We start from the raw sequence: 18,387 nt of genomic DNA, 5'->3' as shown, positions 1-18,387 counted from the left end.
CCGTGCTGGACTACATCGAGTCCAAGCTCACGCCGAAAGCCGCAATTCAAGGCAAGCGCGTCTTCATCGGTGAATACGGTTACTCCGTATTTCACAATGGAAAGCCGCACCATTCGCCTGAGGAACAAAACCGTCTTTCACTCATCACAATTCAGGCGGCGCTGGAATGGGGCTGCCCCTTCATCATCTACTGGGAGCTCTACAACAATGAACTCGAAGCGGACGGCCAGCAGCGCGGATTTTGGATGATCGATGACAAAGGCATCAAACAGCCTATCTACGAAAATCACCGGCTCTACTATCAGTGGGCACGGCAGTTCGTTGCCAAGTGTTTCGCACGCGCCGGCAAACCACCCTCCGATGCTGAGTTTCGCACAGCGGCGGCTGAACACTTCAAATCGTTGCGCTAGAAACTCACGGCACCGCCTTCACCAAGGCAGCGGCGATGGCCGCCATGCCTTTGTCTCCAGGATGATTCGCCACGCCTGCGTGTTTATACGGCCGCTCAGAGCGGCCGAAGTTCGATTCATCTTTGCTCAGGCTGCCGATGTTGACATAAACACCTCCCACGGCAGTGCAGGCTTGCTGGAGTGCTTCGTCTTTGGCGGCATCGGCCCAAAAGCAACTGCGCACGATAATCGTGGGCTTACGCTCGCCTTTCAGCGCACGAAGCAAGGTGGTCAGGCTTGCCTGCAGCTTTGCCTTGTCCTCCGCTGTCTTCAGGCCCGGGACGTTCTCGCCGATGGCGAGGAAGATCAGGTCCGCCTTAAACTCGATGGAGTCCTTCATCTTGGCTGCAATGTCGTAGCCTGAATAAGCGCGCTCAAAGTCGGCGATGTTCTTCACCATCACCTCGGGTGCAACGCCCGCTTTTTCCGTCAGCGCCTTGGTGACGAGGTGCACGTAGTCGTTCGCCTCCGCAGTCGCCGCCATGCCCCAGTTTCCCGTCCAGTCGATGTCAGCCTTCGGTCCATGTTTGGTGATGCTGTTGCCGAGGAAGAGCACCTTGGTCTGCGCCGAGGCGTGAACTGTGGCGCAGACGAAGATGAGGGTGAGGAGGAGAGGATGACGGGTCATAAAGATGAATGGAAAAATGTGGCTACTGCGCAGGCTGGTGCTTCACCCAATCCCAGCGATCACCCGCTTGCCTGAGCTGTGGTTCGAGATCCTGCTCGCTGAGGAACCGCTGACTGATGAGTTTTTGCAGGACGTCTTTCACCTGCGACAGATAGGTTTCGCGGGATGCATATCGTTCCGCCAGCGCTGGACGAGGATCATGCGCGGCTTCGCGTTGTTCACGCGTGGCAGCAAAAGGAACCCAGGCACCGCGCAGCAACACAGGCTCATGCGGTGAGCCCATCGACGCCGGGCGAAACACCCATCCAGTTGCCGTGCCCAATGGAACCGCCACATCCGGCATGCGGACGCCAGAGATGTCATTGCCGTCCGTATCCACCTGCGGCACCAGCAGCGGCAGTTCCTGGCCTTCACCGGCACCATCCGCCCACTGCGGATTGCGCACGCGGCCGCCAGCTTTCAGCAGCCTCGGATCCCCCATGCCAGGGATGGCGGGAAAGTGCACCTCCGCGACCGGGATGAGCGTGCCGTCAGCGAGTTTCGGATACACACTGGGCGGTGGAGCAATGCCCTCCGTCACCCAGTGATGCATCGCCAGCCGCAGGGCCGTGACCGCAGCGCTGGCATTGACGGGATTCGCCAGCGGCGCGCCCTTGGCCTGCGCGGTCGGAGGGAAGCTCGCTGCGCCATGCTGCGTTCCCGCAAAGAAGTAGGAGCGCACATTTTCCGGAAATGAAATGTCCCTGCCCCCGTCTGGAGTCGTGTGCGTCAGCGCGGCCACGCGGCCCGCACCCCAATATTCAGCAGCCGTGTTCGTATAGAAAATTTTGGGAGGATGCCTGACCCGTGAATTTTCCAAAATCCCTTCCGCATGGCCGCTCGCAGGATCAGCCTGAGCTGTGTCTGCAAAAGGATACGAAGCCGTATAGAAGCCCGCCACCGCACGCGGGGTGGACCAGCGCTGGTTCAGTACCAGCCGACCTGCGCCTGCCACATGGGACATCACACCATCCAACGTCTGGCGGTCCTGCTCGTCTGTATTGAAACCTAGATAAACAAAGTCGCGCAAAAAGCGCCCGCACTGCGAGGAGCCAAAAGCATACGCATGTTTAACCGGTGCGAGTGAGCCTGCATCATGCTTCAGCCATGCCACGGCATCGCGGATGGCTGCATAGCCGAGCCCGGCCAGCGGCGGCGCTTCTGCCAGATAGAAGATCTCATACGTTTTCCCCGGCTCAAACCCACCCTCCAGATGGAGTCGGTCGCCCTTCAGGCTCCATGCTTTTCGCGGAATCTCGGCACCGCCGGGATAGGCCATGCGCGACCGCACGATCAACCGGCTCTCAGGGCCTTCCGCGTTCACCGGCGGGTAAGTTGTCAAATCAGTGATCGTTTGTTCATCCGCAGGTTTGTCTGGCGTGAAGGTCGCGCTCACCACGCCACGAATCGCACTGCCATCCTTGTTCTGCGCCGATGGCACCTTGATGCTCATTTTTCCGGGCTGCGCAGGCACATCGAACTCCCAGCCGACATTCAGCACGGTGAAGCCCTGCTTCACGATCCAATCGCTCAATCCCGCTTTGCCGCCGCGATTCGGGATCTCCACCCAGGCAGCGCCATTGCTGCGCGCAGCGGATTTCGGCTTCAAGAGGCGCATGTCCGCAGAAAAACTGACCTTGCCAGCCACATTCACCGGAGCCAGAGCCACATCGGCGATGATGGCATTGCCGGGCAGCGCCGGATCAATTTCGAAATGCAGCCGTCCGACGATCTGCTCATATCCAGTCGTCCCCATGTCCGAACGCTCCAACACCTCCACGCGTACAACAGCGGCACGCACGTGGCAGACAATCAGCAGGAAAAGGAATGGCCGGGGAAGCAGGGACATCGTTTTAAAAAAGCATCGATTTCTGTTTTTTGACATCACCATCATCTCACCATCGTGGGGGGGCGCAAACCGTCATGCAAGCCCCACGTGCTTCAGTGCTTCGATGGGGGGGCCTTCAAAGGTGGCGGAAGGCATGTTGCCCACGTAGCCAATGGCCTTCATTCCCTCGGGCGTGGTGTAGTAGCCGCCCGCGGTCAGATCGCGGAAGCGTTTGAAAAACGACGCGTGCTTTTTGTATTCGGGCTGCGGTTTGGCGGCGGCGAGATCGCTGCAGATGGCGGTTTGTTGTTCGAGTGCGAGGTCTGCGAAGGCTTTGCCAAAGCGAGTGCTGGCATCCTGATCGATCAATTGCAGGCCTTCGAGAATGAGACGCCGATCACCTGCCTGCGCAGGATAGGGCGAACTGATCCATTCATCAATGAAGTCAGGCACTCCGACAGCCGAGGCGCTGGGCGAGGTTTCATCCGCAGGCATGATGACATCGCACAAGGCGCGCGTGGTGCGGCGCTGCGGCTCGGTGAGGGTGAGCGGCCAGACATCGCCGGGCTTGTACACTTTCACCATCGCCGGATCAGGCCCGTAGCCCTGAGCTTTGATGGGAGAGGAATCAGCAGCAAAGAGATTCGTATCACGCACGGCCATGGTCGCCGTGGCGGTGAGCATCCATTGCAGCGCCTTGCGGCGGTCCATGCGTGGGAGGTCGTCGGGGGTGCTCATCAGATATTGCCTTTCTTCATTTCGTCCATCAGGTGGTCAGCCATGCGCCATGCCAGCGCCATGATCGTGAGCGTGGGGTTCTTGTCCGCCGTGCTGGCAAAGGGGGCACCATCGGCCATGAAGAGATTTTTCACGTCCCAGGTCTGGCTCCATTGATTGGTCACCGAGGACTCACGGTCTGCGCCCATGATCGCACCGCCGACCTCATGAATCACTTCGCCGCCACGCCTGATCAGCTTGGCCGCGTCATCCTCAGCTTTCGCCGCCACCTTGCCACCCATCGCTTCGAGCAGTTCGTGGATGTGCTGCTGCTGGTGTCGCACCTGATTGAGTTCGAACTCCGTCCACTTCCAGTGGAAACGCAGCACGGGAATGCCCCACTGATCCTTCAGCTCGGGATCGAGTTCGCAGAAGGAACCATCATTCGGCAGCATGGTGCCTTGTGCGCCAAAGCCCAAACTGCTGCCATAATAGCGCCGTGCTTCCTGTTTGAGCTTTGCGCCAAACAAAACGCCTTCGTGCCCTAGCTTGCTCTCGATGCCGTTCAGCACCGTCAGTGATGGCATCTGCCGGCCACTGGTGAACTCCAGGTGATAACCTCCGGGAAAACCCAGTTCGCCCTTGCCATTCTGCGCATGCCGCGTCCACGGCACATAGGCGTGCGGACCGCCAGCACCGTCTTCATTGTGGATCGGCATACCTTCGAAGGCCGGAATGTATGCGCTGAGACTGCTCGACACCGAATCCGTGACGTATTTGCCCACCTTGCCGCTGGAATTCGCAAGCCCTTGGGGGAAAGCGTTCGACTTTGAATTCAGCAGCAATCGCACTGACTCCTGTGAGCTCGCTGCCAGCACCACGGCTCGGCCTTTGGCATGACCTTCGCTGCCGTCCGCCTTGTTGATGAAGGTGATGCCCGTGGCCTTGCCCTGCTTGTCGAGCGTGACCTCACGCGCCATCGCGTTTGGCAGGATGTCGAGCATTCCCGTGGCCAGCGCGGGCCGCAGGTGCACCGTCTGCGAATCGTAGTTTGCCCGAATGGCGCAGCCGCGATGGCAGTCCGTCGCCCAAAAGCAGGGTGACCGTGTGCGCATGGAGTCCGCCAGAATGCTCTGCGCCTTCGCATTGCCCGGATGCAGCTTGGCCGGGAGTGTGTCTGCATCCTGCGGTATCGTCAGCACCGCACGATGGATCGAGGTCACATGCGCGCCGACCTTTTTCCCATGCTTCTGCGCATAGAGTTCACCCACCCGCATTTTTGGTGCTGGTTGCAATACACCCGGCGATGAATTCGGTGAATTTTCCAATCCTTCATTCGTGCCAAAGACGCCGATAAGCATCTCCACCTTGTCGTAGTAAGGCGCGATGTCGTCATAGCCAATGGGCCAGTCAAAACCGAGATCAAAGCGTGTGCGCGGTTTGAAGTCATAAGGCCCGTTGCGCAGTGCGATGCGCCCCCAATGATTGGTGCGCCCGCCCATCATGCGCTGTCGCCACCAGCGAAACTGGTCTGCTGGCTCCTTGCTCGCATTCGTGTAGGGCTCGCCGGGAATGTCCCAGCCGCTGTTGATCGAGCAATCGTGGAAGCCGTACTGCTTGTCCGGCGTTTTCTCACCGCGCAGCGGTGCCTGGCTTGGCAGTTGCAGCATCGCCACTTCGGACGGCACATCAAACGAACGTCCTGCCTCCAGAATGAGAACCTTCAGGCCCTCCATCGTCAGCGTGTAAGCCGCCTGCCCTCCCCCTGCCCCAGAGCCAACGATGACCACGTCATAGGAATCCTGGATTTTGTCAGCGGTGATGATGGGCATAGGGTGGGATCAGGACTGGAAAGCGAAACGCGCGTTATTCAAACCTCTTCCAGCATGATTTTAGCATCGCCAAAAATCTTCGGGTGCTGCCACCATCGACATGAAGAGGCGGCACACCTGGCGCTCGGGCTTGTCTTTGCAGTCGAGGGCACGTCCACCTTGGAGCCTCGAGTAGTTTTTGTGCACCGACGGGTTCGATTTTTCACACGCAAGCACAAGACTGGACACCTTGGTCGAATGTTCCCCTTCCCTTCGCCTTTGGCCCACCACTCTTTCGAATGGAAGCGATTACCAGAAAAGGTCACTCACAGAAGCACCTGTGCTTCACTGGCCTGTTTTTCACGCTTTGGTTCATCTCCCCAAGCACTGAAAGACTCCAGTCAAGGCAGGGCCATTGGAACGCCGGTTCCCCGCAAGAAGGCGCGACGTGAGTAATGGCGTGTATTCATTAAATGATTTATGCGATGATTTTCTTTGCCACGCTGCCTTTCACATCGGTGAGCCTGAAGTCCCGGCCAGCGTAGCGATAGGTCAGCCGCTCGTGATCGAGACCGAGGAGGTGCAGGATCGTGGCGTGGAGGTCATGAGTATGCATTTTGTCCTCCACCGCCTCGTAACCCAGATCATCCGTGCTGCCGTATCGCATACCGCCTTTGACACCTCCACCGGCCATCCATGCCGTGAAGCCTTTGCTGTTATGATCGCGACCGTCGGCACCTTGGCCGTGCGGAGTGCGGCCAAATTCACCGGACCAGACGACAAGCGTGTCCTTGAGCAGGCCACGCGATTGCAAATCCGCCAGCAGCGCCGCAATCGGCTGATCCACTGCTTCGCAGGTAGCGGGTAGGTCTTTGGAGATTTTGAAGTGATGATCCCAATCGCTGTGCGTGACCTCAACGAAACGCACACCCGCTTCCACCATGCGTCGCGCGAGCAAGCACTTGCGGCCAAAGTCATCCGTGGCATTGCCTTCGCCGATGCCGTAGGCGGACAGTGTCTGCTTCGTTTCTTTGGACAGATCCATCACCTTCGGCATCTCGCTCTGCATCTTGAAAGCGAGTTCGAAGGATTCGATGGCGCCCTCGACCTCAGGATTAACTTGATCGCGCTGCAGCTTTTCGCGATTCAATGCCTGCACAAGCTCGATCTCCTTGCGCTGCGCCATGCTGCTGACAGGTGGCGCGATATTGCGCACCTGTGCATTCGCAATCGGACGTGCATCGACACCAATGCGTGTACCTTGATAAATCGCGGGCAGGAAGGCACTGCCGTAGTTCTGCGCACCACCAAACAATGACGGCGGCGCGATGGTGACGAAACCCGGGAGGTTCTCATTCACTGTGCCGAGGCCGTAGAGCGCCCAGGCACCCAGTGAGGGCCGCACGAACTGCGCATTTCCAGTGTGCAGCTTCAAAAACGACTGCGCATGCGCGGGCAGCTCGGTGTGCATCGAATTGATGAGACACAGATCATCCGCACGCTTTGAAAGATGCGGAAACAGCTCGCTGATCGGCAGCCCACTTAGACCCTGTGGTGCAAACTTCCACTGTGAACCATGCAGCTTGGTGCCCGGTGCGCGGCCATCTTTACCAGACGCCGCCGTGAGCTTCGGCTTGTAATCAAAGGTGTCCACATGCGATGGCGCACCGCGCATGCAGAGGAAGATCACGCGTTTGGCAGTCGCGTTGAAATGCGGCTGCTTCACGGCCAGCGGAGCGCCGGCCTCCGCTTGGGCCAGTGCTTGAAAAGCGAGCCAGCCGAAGCCAAAACCGCTGGTTTGGAGAAATTCGCGACGAGTGTTCATGGCATCAGTCAATGGAGCGGAATTCGGCACTGCCGAGCAGCGCGCGGCAGAAGCTCGTCAGCACATCGCTTTCGAGCCGAGGGTAGTCGTCGAAGAAGTTTTGCGCGGCCTTGGCTTCATTGGCCGTGGGCGCTCGCGCAAAGGCAAGTTTGAAGGCAGCAGTGGCACGCTGGTTTTCCGGTAACGACCGAAGTTTGTCAGCAAAGCGCTTGGCCTGTTTGGCGACGAAGTCATTGTTCAGCAGATACAAGGCCTGCGACGGCACCGTGGTCACTTCGCGGCTGCCGTTCACGGCGCTGGGCTCGGCGAAATCAAAGACAGTAAGAGCGTCGGGCACCGCATTGCGCGGAACAGGCAGATAAGCACTACGGAAGTCACTGCTCGCAGTGAGAAAGGGCTCATCACTGAGTGGCGCGCGCAGGCTCTTGATGGGATATCCCCCGATTGCACCATCACCATACTGGGCAACGGCAGAGCCAACGGGTGCCTCGAGGTTCAGACCACCGCTGACGGCCAGCATCGCATCTCGAATGCATTCGGCGTCAAGGCGGCGCGGAGTCATGCGCCAAACGAGCGTGTTTTCAGGATCAGCCTCGAAATTCTTCGCATCGTGCGTGGCGGCCAGTTGATAGGCGTGACTCATGACGATTTCCTTGATGAGCGACTTCATCGACCATCCGCCGCTTTGCAGCCGCAGGGCCAGATGATCGAGCAGCCCCGGATTTGATGGCGGCTGGCCCATGGTGCCAAAGTTATCCACCGTGGAGACGATGCCCCGGCCAAACAGCCAGTGCCAGACGCGGTTGACAAACACACGTGACGTAAGCGGATTGGTGTCTGCCACGAGCCAATCGGCCAGTTCGCGGCGGCCACTTTCTTTTGATGGAATGGCACGCGCTTTCGAAGCAATCACGCTGACAAACCCACGCGGCACCCTAGTGCCAGGTTTATCAACATCACCACGAGCGAAGAACGGGCTGTCATTGATTGAACTGAACTGTGCAGGACGACCCGCGATCATCTGAAACGTCTCCTCCACCGATTTCGGCTTGGTGGGTGGCCCGCCCGAGAGAGTGAAAGGATAATCACGCACACCCATCGCGAGCAGTTTCTGGCGGCCCTCGCTGTCGTAGGAGGCGAGCTCCGTTTTGCACTCGCCGATCTTCGCATTGATGCCGACGAACATGACCAGCTTTTGCGGGTCGTTGTTCACACTGAAGCCTTTGCCTGTAAACAGCGCTTTCGCTGCAGTGGCATAAAATTGCATCGCACCATAGCGCTCGGTTTTCGTGAGCTCTTTTGCGACTTCGACGCGGCGTTCCAGCGTGAGCATCAAAGGCATGCGCGGCAGACCGCAGTCTGTGGGCAGTTCGATGAGCGGTGAAGCCTTGAGATTTTGAAAATTGGGCGAGGTGCCGTACAAGGTCTCCGTGCTGAGGAAGATGCCCGCGAGCGCATAATAATCCTTCTGCGATATTGGATCGAACTTGTGATCATGGCAGCGTGCACACGCAACGGTGAGGCCGAGCACGGCCTGCGACATGGCATCTATCTGCTCGTCGGCGGTGTCCAGCGCATACTGCTTCGGACTGCGTTCATTGAGGCTGCGCGAGCCAATGGCGAGGAAGCCAGTCGCGATCTGTTTCAAGGCACGGTCACGGCTGTCTATGGCCTGCATGAGGTCACCGGCGATCTGCTCCCGTATGAACTCGTTGAAAGGCTTGTCCTTGTTAAAGGATTCGATGACGTAATCGCGGAAACGCCATGCATGAGGAAGGAGGCAGTTCACGTCTTTGCCGGTGGATTCCGCATACCGTGCCACGTCCAGCCAATGGCGGCCCCAGCGCTCGCCAAAGCGCGGTGATTTCAGCAGTGCATCGACGATCTTTTCAAAGGCCTGCGTATCATGGTTGGCAAAAAAATAGTCCACCTGTTCTGGTGTTGGCGGCAGGCCGGTCAGATCAAAGCAAACGCGCCGCAGCAGTGCTTCAGGCGGCGCATCGCCCACGGGCTTGAGGCCCTTTGTCTCCAGTCCGGCGAGGATGAAGCGGTCAATGTCGTTCCTTGGCCAGGCACTGTCCTTCACAGCAGGCGCGGCATCTTTTTTCACCGGCTGATAGGCCCAGTGATTCTTCGCCTTCTCGGTGTCCCACTCAGATTTCACCACGCTGGCCTTCCCCTCACGCGGATCAGGTGCGCCCATGCGCACCCAGTGCTCGAAGTCGGCGATGACCGAGTCCGGCAGCTTGCCACCACTTTTTTCCGGCGGCATCTGCATGTCCTTGTTGGTGTAATGCAGGGACTCAATGACGAGACTCTTCACCAGATCCCCAGGCACGACACCCGGGCCGCTGTCGCCGCCGCGGCGGATGCCTTCGCGTGTGTCGAGCACTAAGCCGCCTTTGATTTTTTCCGAGTCCTGCGCATGGCATTTGTAGCATTTCTCGGCGAGCACGGGACGGATCTTCTTTTCGAAAAACGCGATCTGTTCTGCGCTGCTTTTGGTTTCGATGATTGCAGGCTTCTCAGGAGAAGGCTTCTCAGCACCGCTAATTGCCACGATGTTCATGTACTCGTCATGCGATAGCTTGCCGTCACGATTCGCGTCGAGTGTTTGAAACAGGTAATCAACCACCTGTGGCTTGCCTTTCAGCTTGGGTGAGTATTCGCCAAGGGCGTTGAACTCGGCTGCATTGAGAGCCGCATCATGATCCTGATCAAAGGTGGTGAAACCCTGTTCGAGTTTCTTTTGCAGACCAGCATCCTGCGCCGATGCCGAAACGAGAAAGACCGAGAGCAGGAGGAGTGGGCGCATTTTCATGGCTTTATGAATTTTTCAAATTTCACCCGGCGCTCATCACCAAGCTTCTTGAACTCCTCGATCTGCTCAGGTGTGAGCAATCCGGCCAGTTCGGTGGACTGACGGATCGAAGCCTGCGCAATGGCCGTCAGGGTGTCAGTTTTAATCCTCGCGAGGTCTTGTCTGAGCTGGTCGTAGATCGGCTTTGATTTTTCCACCTGACCCGGTGTGAGCTTGAGTCGTTTCACCTCCTCGGCCATACGCTGCCGGACGAAGTGCTCCTCGCTGAGGAGTTTCTTAGCGAAAGGAAGTGCGAGCCCGATCCCAAACAAAGCGCCGAGGATAAACAGGCCAAACAGTGAGCAGATGATATAAAACTTTTTCATGGGAAAAGCGGCGTTTGAATAAAGACCTGTGCGAGATCGTGCGCATCAGCGCTCATGGCGCGGGCTGACAACCAGAGGCTGGCGGCAGTCGCCACGCTGGCCACTGGCAATGCGGCGAGTGAAAACCGCGTCCACAATGCGGAGGTGTCCGTCGCCGCACGCGCGGAGGCGATGGCGCGGATCGCAAATCCGAAGGGTACTTCTGCAGGCGGAGATGCAACCGCGTTTCGTGCCCGGACGCTGAGTTGTTCGAGACGTTGGTCGATGTTGGTCATGAGTGGGATGCTTCGAGTTGTTCAAAGGCTGCCCGCAGTTTGCGGCGGGCACGGAAGGCGCGCACTTTCACCAGCGTGCGGCTCCAGCCGGTGAGCGTGGCGATTTCGTCGGTCGCTTTGCCGTCGAGATGCAGCAGACTTAGAATCATGCGGTCGTCCGCGCTCAGCGTGTCCAGCAGGCGCAGTATGAGGGAGCGTGATTCGTCGTTCAAGCTTTCCGACTTCGGTTCTACGCTTGTCAGCGTAGCCTGCATGGCCTCCTGCTCCCCTTCCGTGAGATCGCTCCAGCGCAACTCCGGCCTCACACGTCGTGCACGATAGTGATCGCGGCACTGATTGATCGCGATGCGCGCCAGCCACGGCTCCAACGGCTTTGATGCGTCCCACTGTGCGGCTTTGGCAAAACAACGCACAAAGGTCTGCTGCGCAAGATCCTCGACGCAGCCCGCGTCCGCGACGTGCCGACGGATCAAGCTGGCCACGAAAGGGTAGAACGCCTCCACGAACGAACGTGCCGCGCCCTCGTCGCTGCATCGCAGCCACGCTGCCATGCAGGCACGGGATTCGCTGTCGGTCAAAATCATGGAAGCTGGAAATCACGATGGCACATCCTTTCCCGGCTTCTACGGGCAGGATGCAGTGCGGTTACAGCTTCCGGAAGATTTATTGCAGGCAAGAGTGCCTGCATCGCCTCACTTGGCGTTTTTCGCGATGAAGTCGACGATCGGCGTGGAGTCGTCCAAGCCGTGCGGATGATGGCCCACACCCGGTTTGCGAATCAGCGTGATGCTGCCGCCAAGCGCCTTGTAGCGTGTTTCGATCAAGCCGGTGTTTTCGTCCCAGGGCACCACATCGTCGGCATCGCCAAAAACGTGGAGGAGGGGCACATGGTTCTGGGCCAGCGGTGCGAGGTTGTCCACGGGATTGCCTTTGTAGGCGAGTGCTTCAGCCTCGTCCTTGAAGCCCCAGAGCTTTGGCACCAAGGCCCAGTTCTTCGGATCGCCCTTGCCTTTGCCCTTGCCGCCAGGCCAGCTCTTAAAGTCACAAACCGGGGCATCAGCGTAGATGCAGGAGACTTTGGCCGGATTCGCGATGGCCCAGTTGTAGCAGTACAAACCGCCGCGGCTTAGGCCGACGAAGGAGGGCTTGGTGCTCAGATCATATTTCGTGGTGAGTTCCGCGTAGCATTCGTTCCACAGCTTCACGGCATCAGGGCAGCCGAGCATGTCATTGATCTTCATATAAACGATGTGGAAGCCTTTGCCGAGCAGGGCGATGTCCGGCGAGGGCTTGTGGCCGAAGAACTCGCCATGCCAGACCCAAGGACGGCCTGCAGCGACAGTTTTCGGCGCAACAACAGTCACGGATTTCCCCGCGATGGTGAGCTCGTGCTTCGCGTAGCCGTTCCACTCACCGGCTTGATTAGGGAACACGATCTCCTTGGAGTTAGCCAGCTTGCGGGCCTCGGCATCGAGTTCAGCGACCTTCGCCCTGGCTTCTTCGATCGGCAGCCCTGGAGGATTGCCCGGGCGCTTGTGACCGACGTAACTCAGCCAGGCCGGACGCAGGATGGCATGCTTCTTTTTCACGATTGCAAGAATCGCAGCACCATTGGGATGATCTGGCGTGCCATCAGCCTTCACCTTGAGGCCCCAGGCATCGAGCACGGCATGCGCCATCAGCAGATGACCTTCCGGCCCTGGATGCACGCCGTCTTTGGAAAAGGTGAACTCAGGATCGGTCTTCCGCTTTTCAGCGATGGCGGCGTTCATCGGGCCGTGGATGTCCAGCACCTCCCAGCCTTTCTGCCGCATGTCGATCAGCCACTCGCTGTAAAAGTCGAGCACTTCATTGTAGCCCTGATAAAACTGGCCAGGCTTCACTTGGTCGCCAGGAACGACACGCTGCTTGATTGGCACCGGATCAAACACCGGCGGGGTGAGATGCACGATCCGCGCTCCGGTGGCAGCAACTTTGTCATGCAGCTTTTTCCTACCATCCTGAAAAGCCTTGGTCCGCACCGCGCCGAGTGGCAGGTAAATACCGTCGTTCATGCCGTAGCAGGCAAAGACAAGCTCCGGCTTCGCCTTTTCCAGAGCACGATCAAGACGCTCATGCAGATCCGGGCGCGGAAACTTGCCACCCGCATGGCCATCTTCACTCAAACCACTCACCGTTTCACTGCTGAGACCGAGCGGGATGATCTCTTTCGTGACCTTCGGATGCTGCGCAATCAAGGCGGCATCAATGATCTCGATGTAACCCCCACCCTGAGTGATGCTGTCGCCGAGGAAGACAATGCGCTGTTCTTTGGGCAGGTCCGCAGCCAGTGCGGGGATGGTAAGGAGGAGGGAGAGGATGAGATGACGCATGAGAATGAAATTAGACACCGACGAGTTCGCGCAGCGGCACGCCGCTGTCTGTGACAGTGCGCGGGCGCTGCAACGCGTCCATGAATTCGTGATTGGGATGAATGCCTAGCAGGTGGAAAATCGTCGCGGCAAGATCCGGCGGACGCACGGGCCGATCCGATGGAGAACCACCCATCTTGTCACTCGCGCCGATGATTTGACCACCGGCAATGCCCCCACCAGCCATGGCGACGGAGAACACATTGCCCCAGTGATCGCGCCCGCCGCTTTTGTTGATGATGGGCGAGCGACCAAACTCGCCCATGACGACGACGAGTGTTTCATCCAGCAAACCACGCGAATGCAGATCTTGAATGAGCGTGGAGTAAGCGGTGTCAAACTGCGGACACAATACCTCTCGCACACGCGGACCGTTGCGCTGGTGCGTGTCCCACAGCGGGCTGCCTTCTTTGTCATCGCCAGGCTCGCGCGGCCAGTTCACCTGCACCAGCCGCACTCCGGCCTCCACCAGACGACGCGCCAGCAGCACGCTCTGGCCGAATTTATGTCTGCCGTAGCGGTCCCGCATCGCCACCGGCTCGCGCTCGATTTCCAGCGCAGCACGGCTGGCCTCCGAGTGAATCAAATCAAAAGCACGATGCTGCATCGCATCCGTCTCCTCCATGAGCGGATTCGCAAGCGAGCGGCGAAATTGCACGTCCAGCTGCCGCAGCAGGCTGCCGCGTTCGGAAAAACGCAAATCCGTCATGCCGTCCGTCAAACTCATGCCTTCGATGCGCAGACGCTCGGCACTGGGATTGCACTTGATAAGCTGCGGATGCCACGGTGCTCCCATGAAGCCGCCGTTCTGGCCGGGCCACACGACGTTGCCATTATTTTCGAGACGTTCCGGCAAAACGACCGACGACAGCGGTGATCGCACACTCGGTTTCAGCGCGCCGACTACGGACGCGATGCTCGGCCAGTCATTCGCACTCGGTGGCACGCTCTCAGCTTTCGACGCCGGCGCATAGCCCGTCAGCATGAAGCAGCCGCTGGTCGAATGAGCATTGATGCCCGTCGTCATCGAGCGGATCACCGCGAGGTGCTGCATCATCTTCGCCGTGCGCGGCAGCGTCTCGGAGAAATGAATCCCAGGCACCGAGGTCGGGATTGACTTGAAATCACCACGAATCTCCAACGGCGCGTCCGGCTTCGGATCAAACGTCTCATGCTGCGGTGGCCCGCCGCTGAGAAACAGAATGATGCAGCTTTTCGCCCGGCCAAATGACGCATCCTTGCTGCGAGGACTCGCATTGAGCACGGACGGCAGCGACAGCCCCAAACAACCCAGCCCACCGACGCGCAGCCATTCGCGGCGATTGAAAGCAGTGGTTGGAAGATGTGGCTGCATGGACGCCATCAACTACGCCCAGCAGGCGTGGCTCTATCACACCCGATGGAGCTTGTACGGATACACCTGATCCGCGTTCCACTGGCAGCCATAAAGATCGCCGTCGTCATCGACACACACGTCATGCACATTTCGGAACACCGGCTGGTCCTGCAATAGCAGACCAACCTGATCAGCCTCGTATTTCGGTTGCTGACCACCCGGAGCGGAAATGACGCGATTATTCTTGTCGAGGATGATGATGAAGCCGCGCTCACGCCACATGCGGTAATCGTTCGGTTTCATACCAAAGCACACGCCGGAGAGCAGCAGATCCCCCGCAATGACCGGCCGGCTCATGAAGGCACCGGGCAAATACACGGAATGCGAATAGGTGCCGTCGAGCTGATACCAGTGGAACTCATTGCGAATGCGTTCTGTGCACAGCACCAGCGGCGTAGGACCGCGTGTGTCGATGGTAACTCCATGCGCCTGCATGAACTTGCCCGCGTTCATCGCCTGCGTGCTGTTGCCGCCGAATTTGCGGATGAATTTTCCTGTGGCGTCAAACTGCAGGATGAACTGTGAGCCGTAGCCGTCCGCCACGTAAATATCGCCGTTCGGGCCCGCCACTGCCTCCGTGGGCGCGTACTTCGTCACAATGTCATAGGCACCGCAGTCCTTCGCATGCGGCAGTTCCAGTACGACCTCGCCGGTGAGCGTGGTTTTCACCACGCGGCCACCACCAGGATCGCACAGCAGCAGGTATTCCTTGCCATCACGTACATCCAGACTCAGGCCGTGGCCGCCGCGCAGCTTCAGCGTCCACGCATCCAGCACTTTCCCTTCCTTGTCGAAGATGAGGATATTGTTTTTCGCCTCGTCGGTGATCATGATCAGCCGTTTCTGCGCATCCATGACCATCTCATGGCAGTTTTTGACCGGATGCACCTCCCTCTTTGCCTTGCACCACTCCAGATCGACCCGATACCGATGCTCCCCATGCCCGATGATGGCTCCCTGAAGCGAGGTCTTGCTCTGCGCCCGCACAAACGGGGCGGCAAATGCGGAGGCGGCGGTCGTGGCGATGAAATGGCGGCGGTTCATGCCTTCTGAAACACCTCATCAGTGCCCAACTTATCCAGAATCCTGAGTTCGCGTCCAAAACGTCGGCAGCCGCAGCTTCCAGCGCATCGCAGCGAGCCGCAGTGTCAGAATGACCGCCATGCCGATGTAGCGGTCAATTTCCGAGGCTGGATACCAGTGCCGAAGAAGCACAAAGACTAGTGCACCCACTGAAACCGCCGTGGCATACAGGTCGACCTCCGCCTGAAACACCCACGGCACCTCGCTTCTCAACACATCACGCATAATACCGCCCGCCACGCCAGTGACCACCCCAAGCAGCACCGCCACAACACCCGGCGTTCCAAAAGCCAGCGCCTTCTCTGTGCCTGCGATACCAAACAGCGCCAGACCAAACGCATCAGCGATCGCCAGGAGCTTGTTCGGCATGTGCATAAACCGCACGAGAACAAACGTCATCACCGACGCGCCGAGCGCCGTCCAGACATGCAGCGGCTGCTTGATCCAAAACACGGGCTGGGCACCCAGGCACAAATCACGAATCGTGCCGCCACCCACCGCTGTCACCAGCGCCAGGACCATCACGCCAAACAGATCCATTCGCTTCCCCTCAGCCGCCAGCACACCCGAAATGGCGCACACAGCGACGGCAAAGTATTCGATCCAGGGTGGCATCACTTGGCAGGAGGTTCAGGCTTCTCTAACGGGGGCGGCTCAGGACTCCATTCCGCCTTGGGCTGGATGCCCAGATGCTGGTAAATCATGGGCACCAGCGCGGTTTGGGGCGTCTGCTCGCTCAGCAATTTTTCTCTCTGCAGGCTGGCGCCATGTGCGGCGAGCCAGATCTTGCGCTCCTCGTCACTGTCACCGCCATGCTTGTTACCGCGCCCTCCATGATCCGTCGTGATGAGCACCAGCCAGTTCTCATCATTGAACTTTGGTCGCGCACGCATTGCACGCAGCAGCTCACCGATGTGCGAATCCACATGGCAGATGGCATTCAAATAGAGTGTGCTGTCAGGTGAAAAACTGGCGCGCGAATCAACCGCCCCATGCCCAAACTCGTCCACCTGGCCGAAATAGACAAACATGACGTCCGGATTGCTTTCACGCAGCGTCTTGAGCGCCGCGTCACGCACCTCGATGTCCTTTTCAGGATTGTCCACGAAGTGATGCGCAGCATCCGGTGTGCTAGTGAACTTCACATCCAAAAATTCCGCGCCGTTGATGCGTGAACCATCCGCGATGAAGTCATGAATCGGCGGCCAGTCGGCAAACGATGCACAGAAGGCCTTTGGCTGCACCTCTTTGACATGCCGCATGAAATGCGAATAGCATTGGAAGCGCCCGCCGATGAAACGGTTGTCCTTCACGCCATGCCGGTCCATCCACACTCCGGTGAGCAGACTGCTCCAGCCCGGCCCGCTGATGGTAGGCTGGTGGGTGGGGGTGCCCAACTCCCCACCCGCATAAAATCTTCGTGTGAACAGTCCGTGCTCACTTTCGCACAACATCTTCAACTGCGGCGCAAGACCACGCTCCATGGCCGCAGCCAGCGCATCCGCCCGGCAGCCATCCACGCCGATGAACAGCACCCGTTTACCTGCAAAATCACTGTCCTTGCCAGGCCCATGCGCAAAAAGCTGGCTGGCAAAGCCAAGGCAAAACAGAATATGAGCAGCAGCAGATTTCATGATGGATGTCATAGTTCAATGCTTCATGTAATGTTCAATCCCGTTGAGCAGCATCTGCACGGCCACCATGACGAGCAGCATGCCCATCAGACGCTCGACAGCCATGGAGCCTTTCTCTTTGAGCACGCGGGCAATCGCCGGCGCACACAGCAATACCGCCGCTGTAACGCTCCAAGCGATCAGCAGGGCGGCAAACCAGCGCCAAAGATGCTCCGGCTGCGTGCTGACGAGCACCAGCAGCGTCGCCAGCACGGACGGCCCCGCGATCATTGGAATGGCCAGTGGCACGATGAACGGCTCATCCATCGGTTCGTCGGCATCACGGCGCGATGGTGGAAAGATCATCTTCAATGCGATCAAAAAGAGAACAATGCCACCGCTGATGAACAAGGCCTCCTGCTTCAAATGCAACAGGCTGAGCAACCAGGGCCCGAGAAAGAGAAACACGACCAGAATCACCAACGCGATAATGAGTTCCCGCGCGATCACCCTCAGGCGCCTCTCCGGCGGCACCGGCCGCAGGCCAGACACAAAAGTCGCCACATTCCCCAGCGGGTCCATGATGGTGATCAGCAGAAGTGTGGCGGAAAGAGTGTCCATGTTTAGAATTAAGACTGGAGCGGTGCCATAGACAAACCTAAAGCTTGTCACACTCCGAGCTCCAGCTTCGCTCCCACAAAAGCCTGCACCGCATGGTCCAAATCCGGCCGCGTGTGCGCAGCACTGATCTGCGTGCGGATGCGCGCCTTCCCCTGCGGCACCACAGGATAACTGAAGCCGATGACATAAACCCCACGCTCCAGCATCGCGTCCGCAAATTTCGCCGCCAGTGCTGCATCTCCAAGCATCACTGGAACGATAGGATGCTCGCCGGGCACGATTTGAAATCCCGCGCTGGTCATCTGCTCACGGAAAAAGCGGGTGTTGGCTTCCAGCTGATCACGCAGGCTGGTGGACTGCTTCAGCAGGTCCAGCGCCACGATGGAGGCACCCGCAATGCTCGGGCAGAGCGTATTCGAAAACAGATATGGCCGCGAACGCTGACGCAGCAGTTCGATGATTTCTCTTCTCCCGCTGGTGTAGCCACCACTCGCACCCCCAAGAG

The 18,387-nt window shown here is 58.7% G+C and carries 17 protein-coding genes; 1 reads left to right on the top strand and 16 read right to left on the bottom strand.

What is annotated here, in order from left to right; translation table 11 throughout:
- The coding region (locus ACIREA_RS08960) for a hypothetical protein (protein WP_397381920.1) at window positions 1–410 on the top strand (410 nt) is incomplete at its 5' end.
- A gap of 4 nt (window positions 411–414) precedes the next feature.
- Here ACIREA_RS08960 and ACIREA_RS08955 read toward each other — a convergent pair.
- The 16 genes from ACIREA_RS08955 to ACIREA_RS08880 all read right to left on the bottom strand — a co-directional run.
- Window positions 415–1,077, bottom strand: coding sequence for an SGNH/GDSL hydrolase family protein (locus ACIREA_RS08955; protein WP_397381919.1), 663 nt, complete (start codon window positions 1,075–1,077; stop codon window positions 415–417).
- Between the two features lie 22 nt (window positions 1,078–1,099).
- Window positions 1,100–2,965 carry an alpha/beta hydrolase domain-containing protein gene (locus ACIREA_RS08950; protein ID WP_397381918.1) on the bottom strand — a complete coding sequence of 622 codons (1,866 nt, stop codon included), beginning with the start codon at window positions 2,963–2,965 and terminating at the stop codon, window positions 1,100–1,102.
- A gap of 72 nt (window positions 2,966–3,037) precedes the next feature.
- Window positions 3,038–3,682 (bottom strand): gluconate 2-dehydrogenase subunit 3 family protein, encoded by a 645-nt coding sequence (locus tag ACIREA_RS08945; RefSeq protein ID WP_397381917.1) that lies wholly within the window; start codon window positions 3,680–3,682, stop codon window positions 3,038–3,040.
- Window positions 3,682–5,493, bottom strand: coding sequence for a GMC oxidoreductase (locus ACIREA_RS08940; RefSeq protein ID WP_397381916.1), 1,812 nt, complete (start codon window positions 5,491–5,493; stop codon window positions 3,682–3,684). Before ACIREA_RS08940 ends, ACIREA_RS08945 begins: the two co-directional genes overlap by 1 nt.
- Before the next feature lie 457 nt (window positions 5,494–5,950).
- Window positions 5,951–7,297, bottom strand: a complete 1,347-nt coding sequence (locus tag ACIREA_RS08935; protein ID WP_397381915.1) for a DUF1501 domain-containing protein — start codon at window positions 7,295–7,297, stop codon at window positions 5,951–5,953.
- Window positions 7,298–7,301: 4 nt separating this feature from the next.
- Window positions 7,302–10,112: a DUF1553 domain-containing protein gene (locus ACIREA_RS08930; RefSeq protein WP_397381914.1), complete on the bottom strand. Its 2,811-nt coding sequence runs from the start codon at window positions 10,110–10,112 to the stop codon at window positions 7,302–7,304.
- A gap of 2 nt (window positions 10,113–10,114) precedes the next feature.
- Window positions 10,115–10,483, bottom strand: coding sequence for a hypothetical protein (locus ACIREA_RS08925; RefSeq protein ID WP_397381913.1), 369 nt, complete (start codon window positions 10,481–10,483; stop codon window positions 10,115–10,117).
- Window positions 10,480–10,758: a hypothetical protein gene (locus ACIREA_RS08920; protein WP_397381912.1), complete on the bottom strand. Its 279-nt coding sequence runs from the start codon at window positions 10,756–10,758 to the stop codon at window positions 10,480–10,482. The genes ACIREA_RS08925 and ACIREA_RS08920 overlap by 4 nt, the downstream gene beginning before the upstream one ends.
- On the bottom strand, window positions 10,755–11,342 hold the full coding sequence (locus ACIREA_RS08915) for an RNA polymerase sigma factor (protein WP_397381911.1): 588 nt from the start codon (window positions 11,340–11,342) through the stop codon (window positions 10,755–10,757). Before ACIREA_RS08915 ends, ACIREA_RS08920 begins: the two co-directional genes overlap by 4 nt.
- Before the next feature lie 108 nt (window positions 11,343–11,450).
- Window positions 11,451–13,130 carry a GDSL-type esterase/lipase family protein gene (locus ACIREA_RS08910; protein WP_397381910.1) on the bottom strand — a complete coding sequence of 560 codons (1,680 nt, stop codon included), beginning with the start codon at window positions 13,128–13,130 and terminating at the stop codon, window positions 11,451–11,453.
- A gap of 10 nt (window positions 13,131–13,140) precedes the next feature.
- Entirely contained in the window at window positions 13,141–14,523 is a 1,383-nt protein-coding gene (locus tag ACIREA_RS08905; protein WP_397381909.1) for a DUF1501 domain-containing protein, read from the bottom strand.
- A 36-nt stretch (window positions 14,524–14,559) separates the two neighbouring features.
- Window positions 14,560–15,609, bottom strand: a complete 1,050-nt coding sequence (locus ACIREA_RS08900; protein WP_397381908.1) for a 6-bladed beta-propeller — start codon at window positions 15,607–15,609, stop codon at window positions 14,560–14,562.
- Window positions 15,610–15,639: 30 nt separating this feature from the next.
- Window positions 15,640–16,263 carry a trimeric intracellular cation channel family protein gene (locus tag ACIREA_RS08895; RefSeq protein WP_397381907.1) on the bottom strand — a complete coding sequence of 208 codons (624 nt, stop codon included), beginning with the start codon at window positions 16,261–16,263 and terminating at the stop codon, window positions 15,640–15,642.
- Window positions 16,263–17,282: an alkaline phosphatase family protein gene (locus ACIREA_RS08890; RefSeq protein ID WP_397381906.1), complete on the bottom strand. Its 1,020-nt coding sequence runs from the start codon at window positions 17,280–17,282 to the stop codon at window positions 16,263–16,265. Before ACIREA_RS08890 ends, ACIREA_RS08895 begins: the two co-directional genes overlap by 1 nt.
- Window positions 17,283–17,297: 15 nt before the next feature.
- Window positions 17,298–17,882 carry a MarC family protein gene (locus tag ACIREA_RS08885; RefSeq protein ID WP_397381905.1) on the bottom strand — a complete coding sequence of 195 codons (585 nt, stop codon included), beginning with the start codon at window positions 17,880–17,882 and terminating at the stop codon, window positions 17,298–17,300.
- Window positions 17,883–17,929: 47 nt separating this feature from the next.
- The coding region (locus ACIREA_RS08880) for an aminotransferase class I/II-fold pyridoxal phosphate-dependent enzyme (protein WP_397381904.1) at window positions 17,930–18,387 on the bottom strand (458 nt) is incomplete at its 5' end.

The organism is Prosthecobacter sp. (assembly GCF_044373815.1).
Lineage (GTDB): Bacteria > Verrucomicrobiota > Verrucomicrobiia > Verrucomicrobiales > Verrucomicrobiaceae > Prosthecobacter.
Note: the sequence above shows the minus strand (reverse complement) of the source record. Positions and strands in the feature narration are given on the sequence as shown.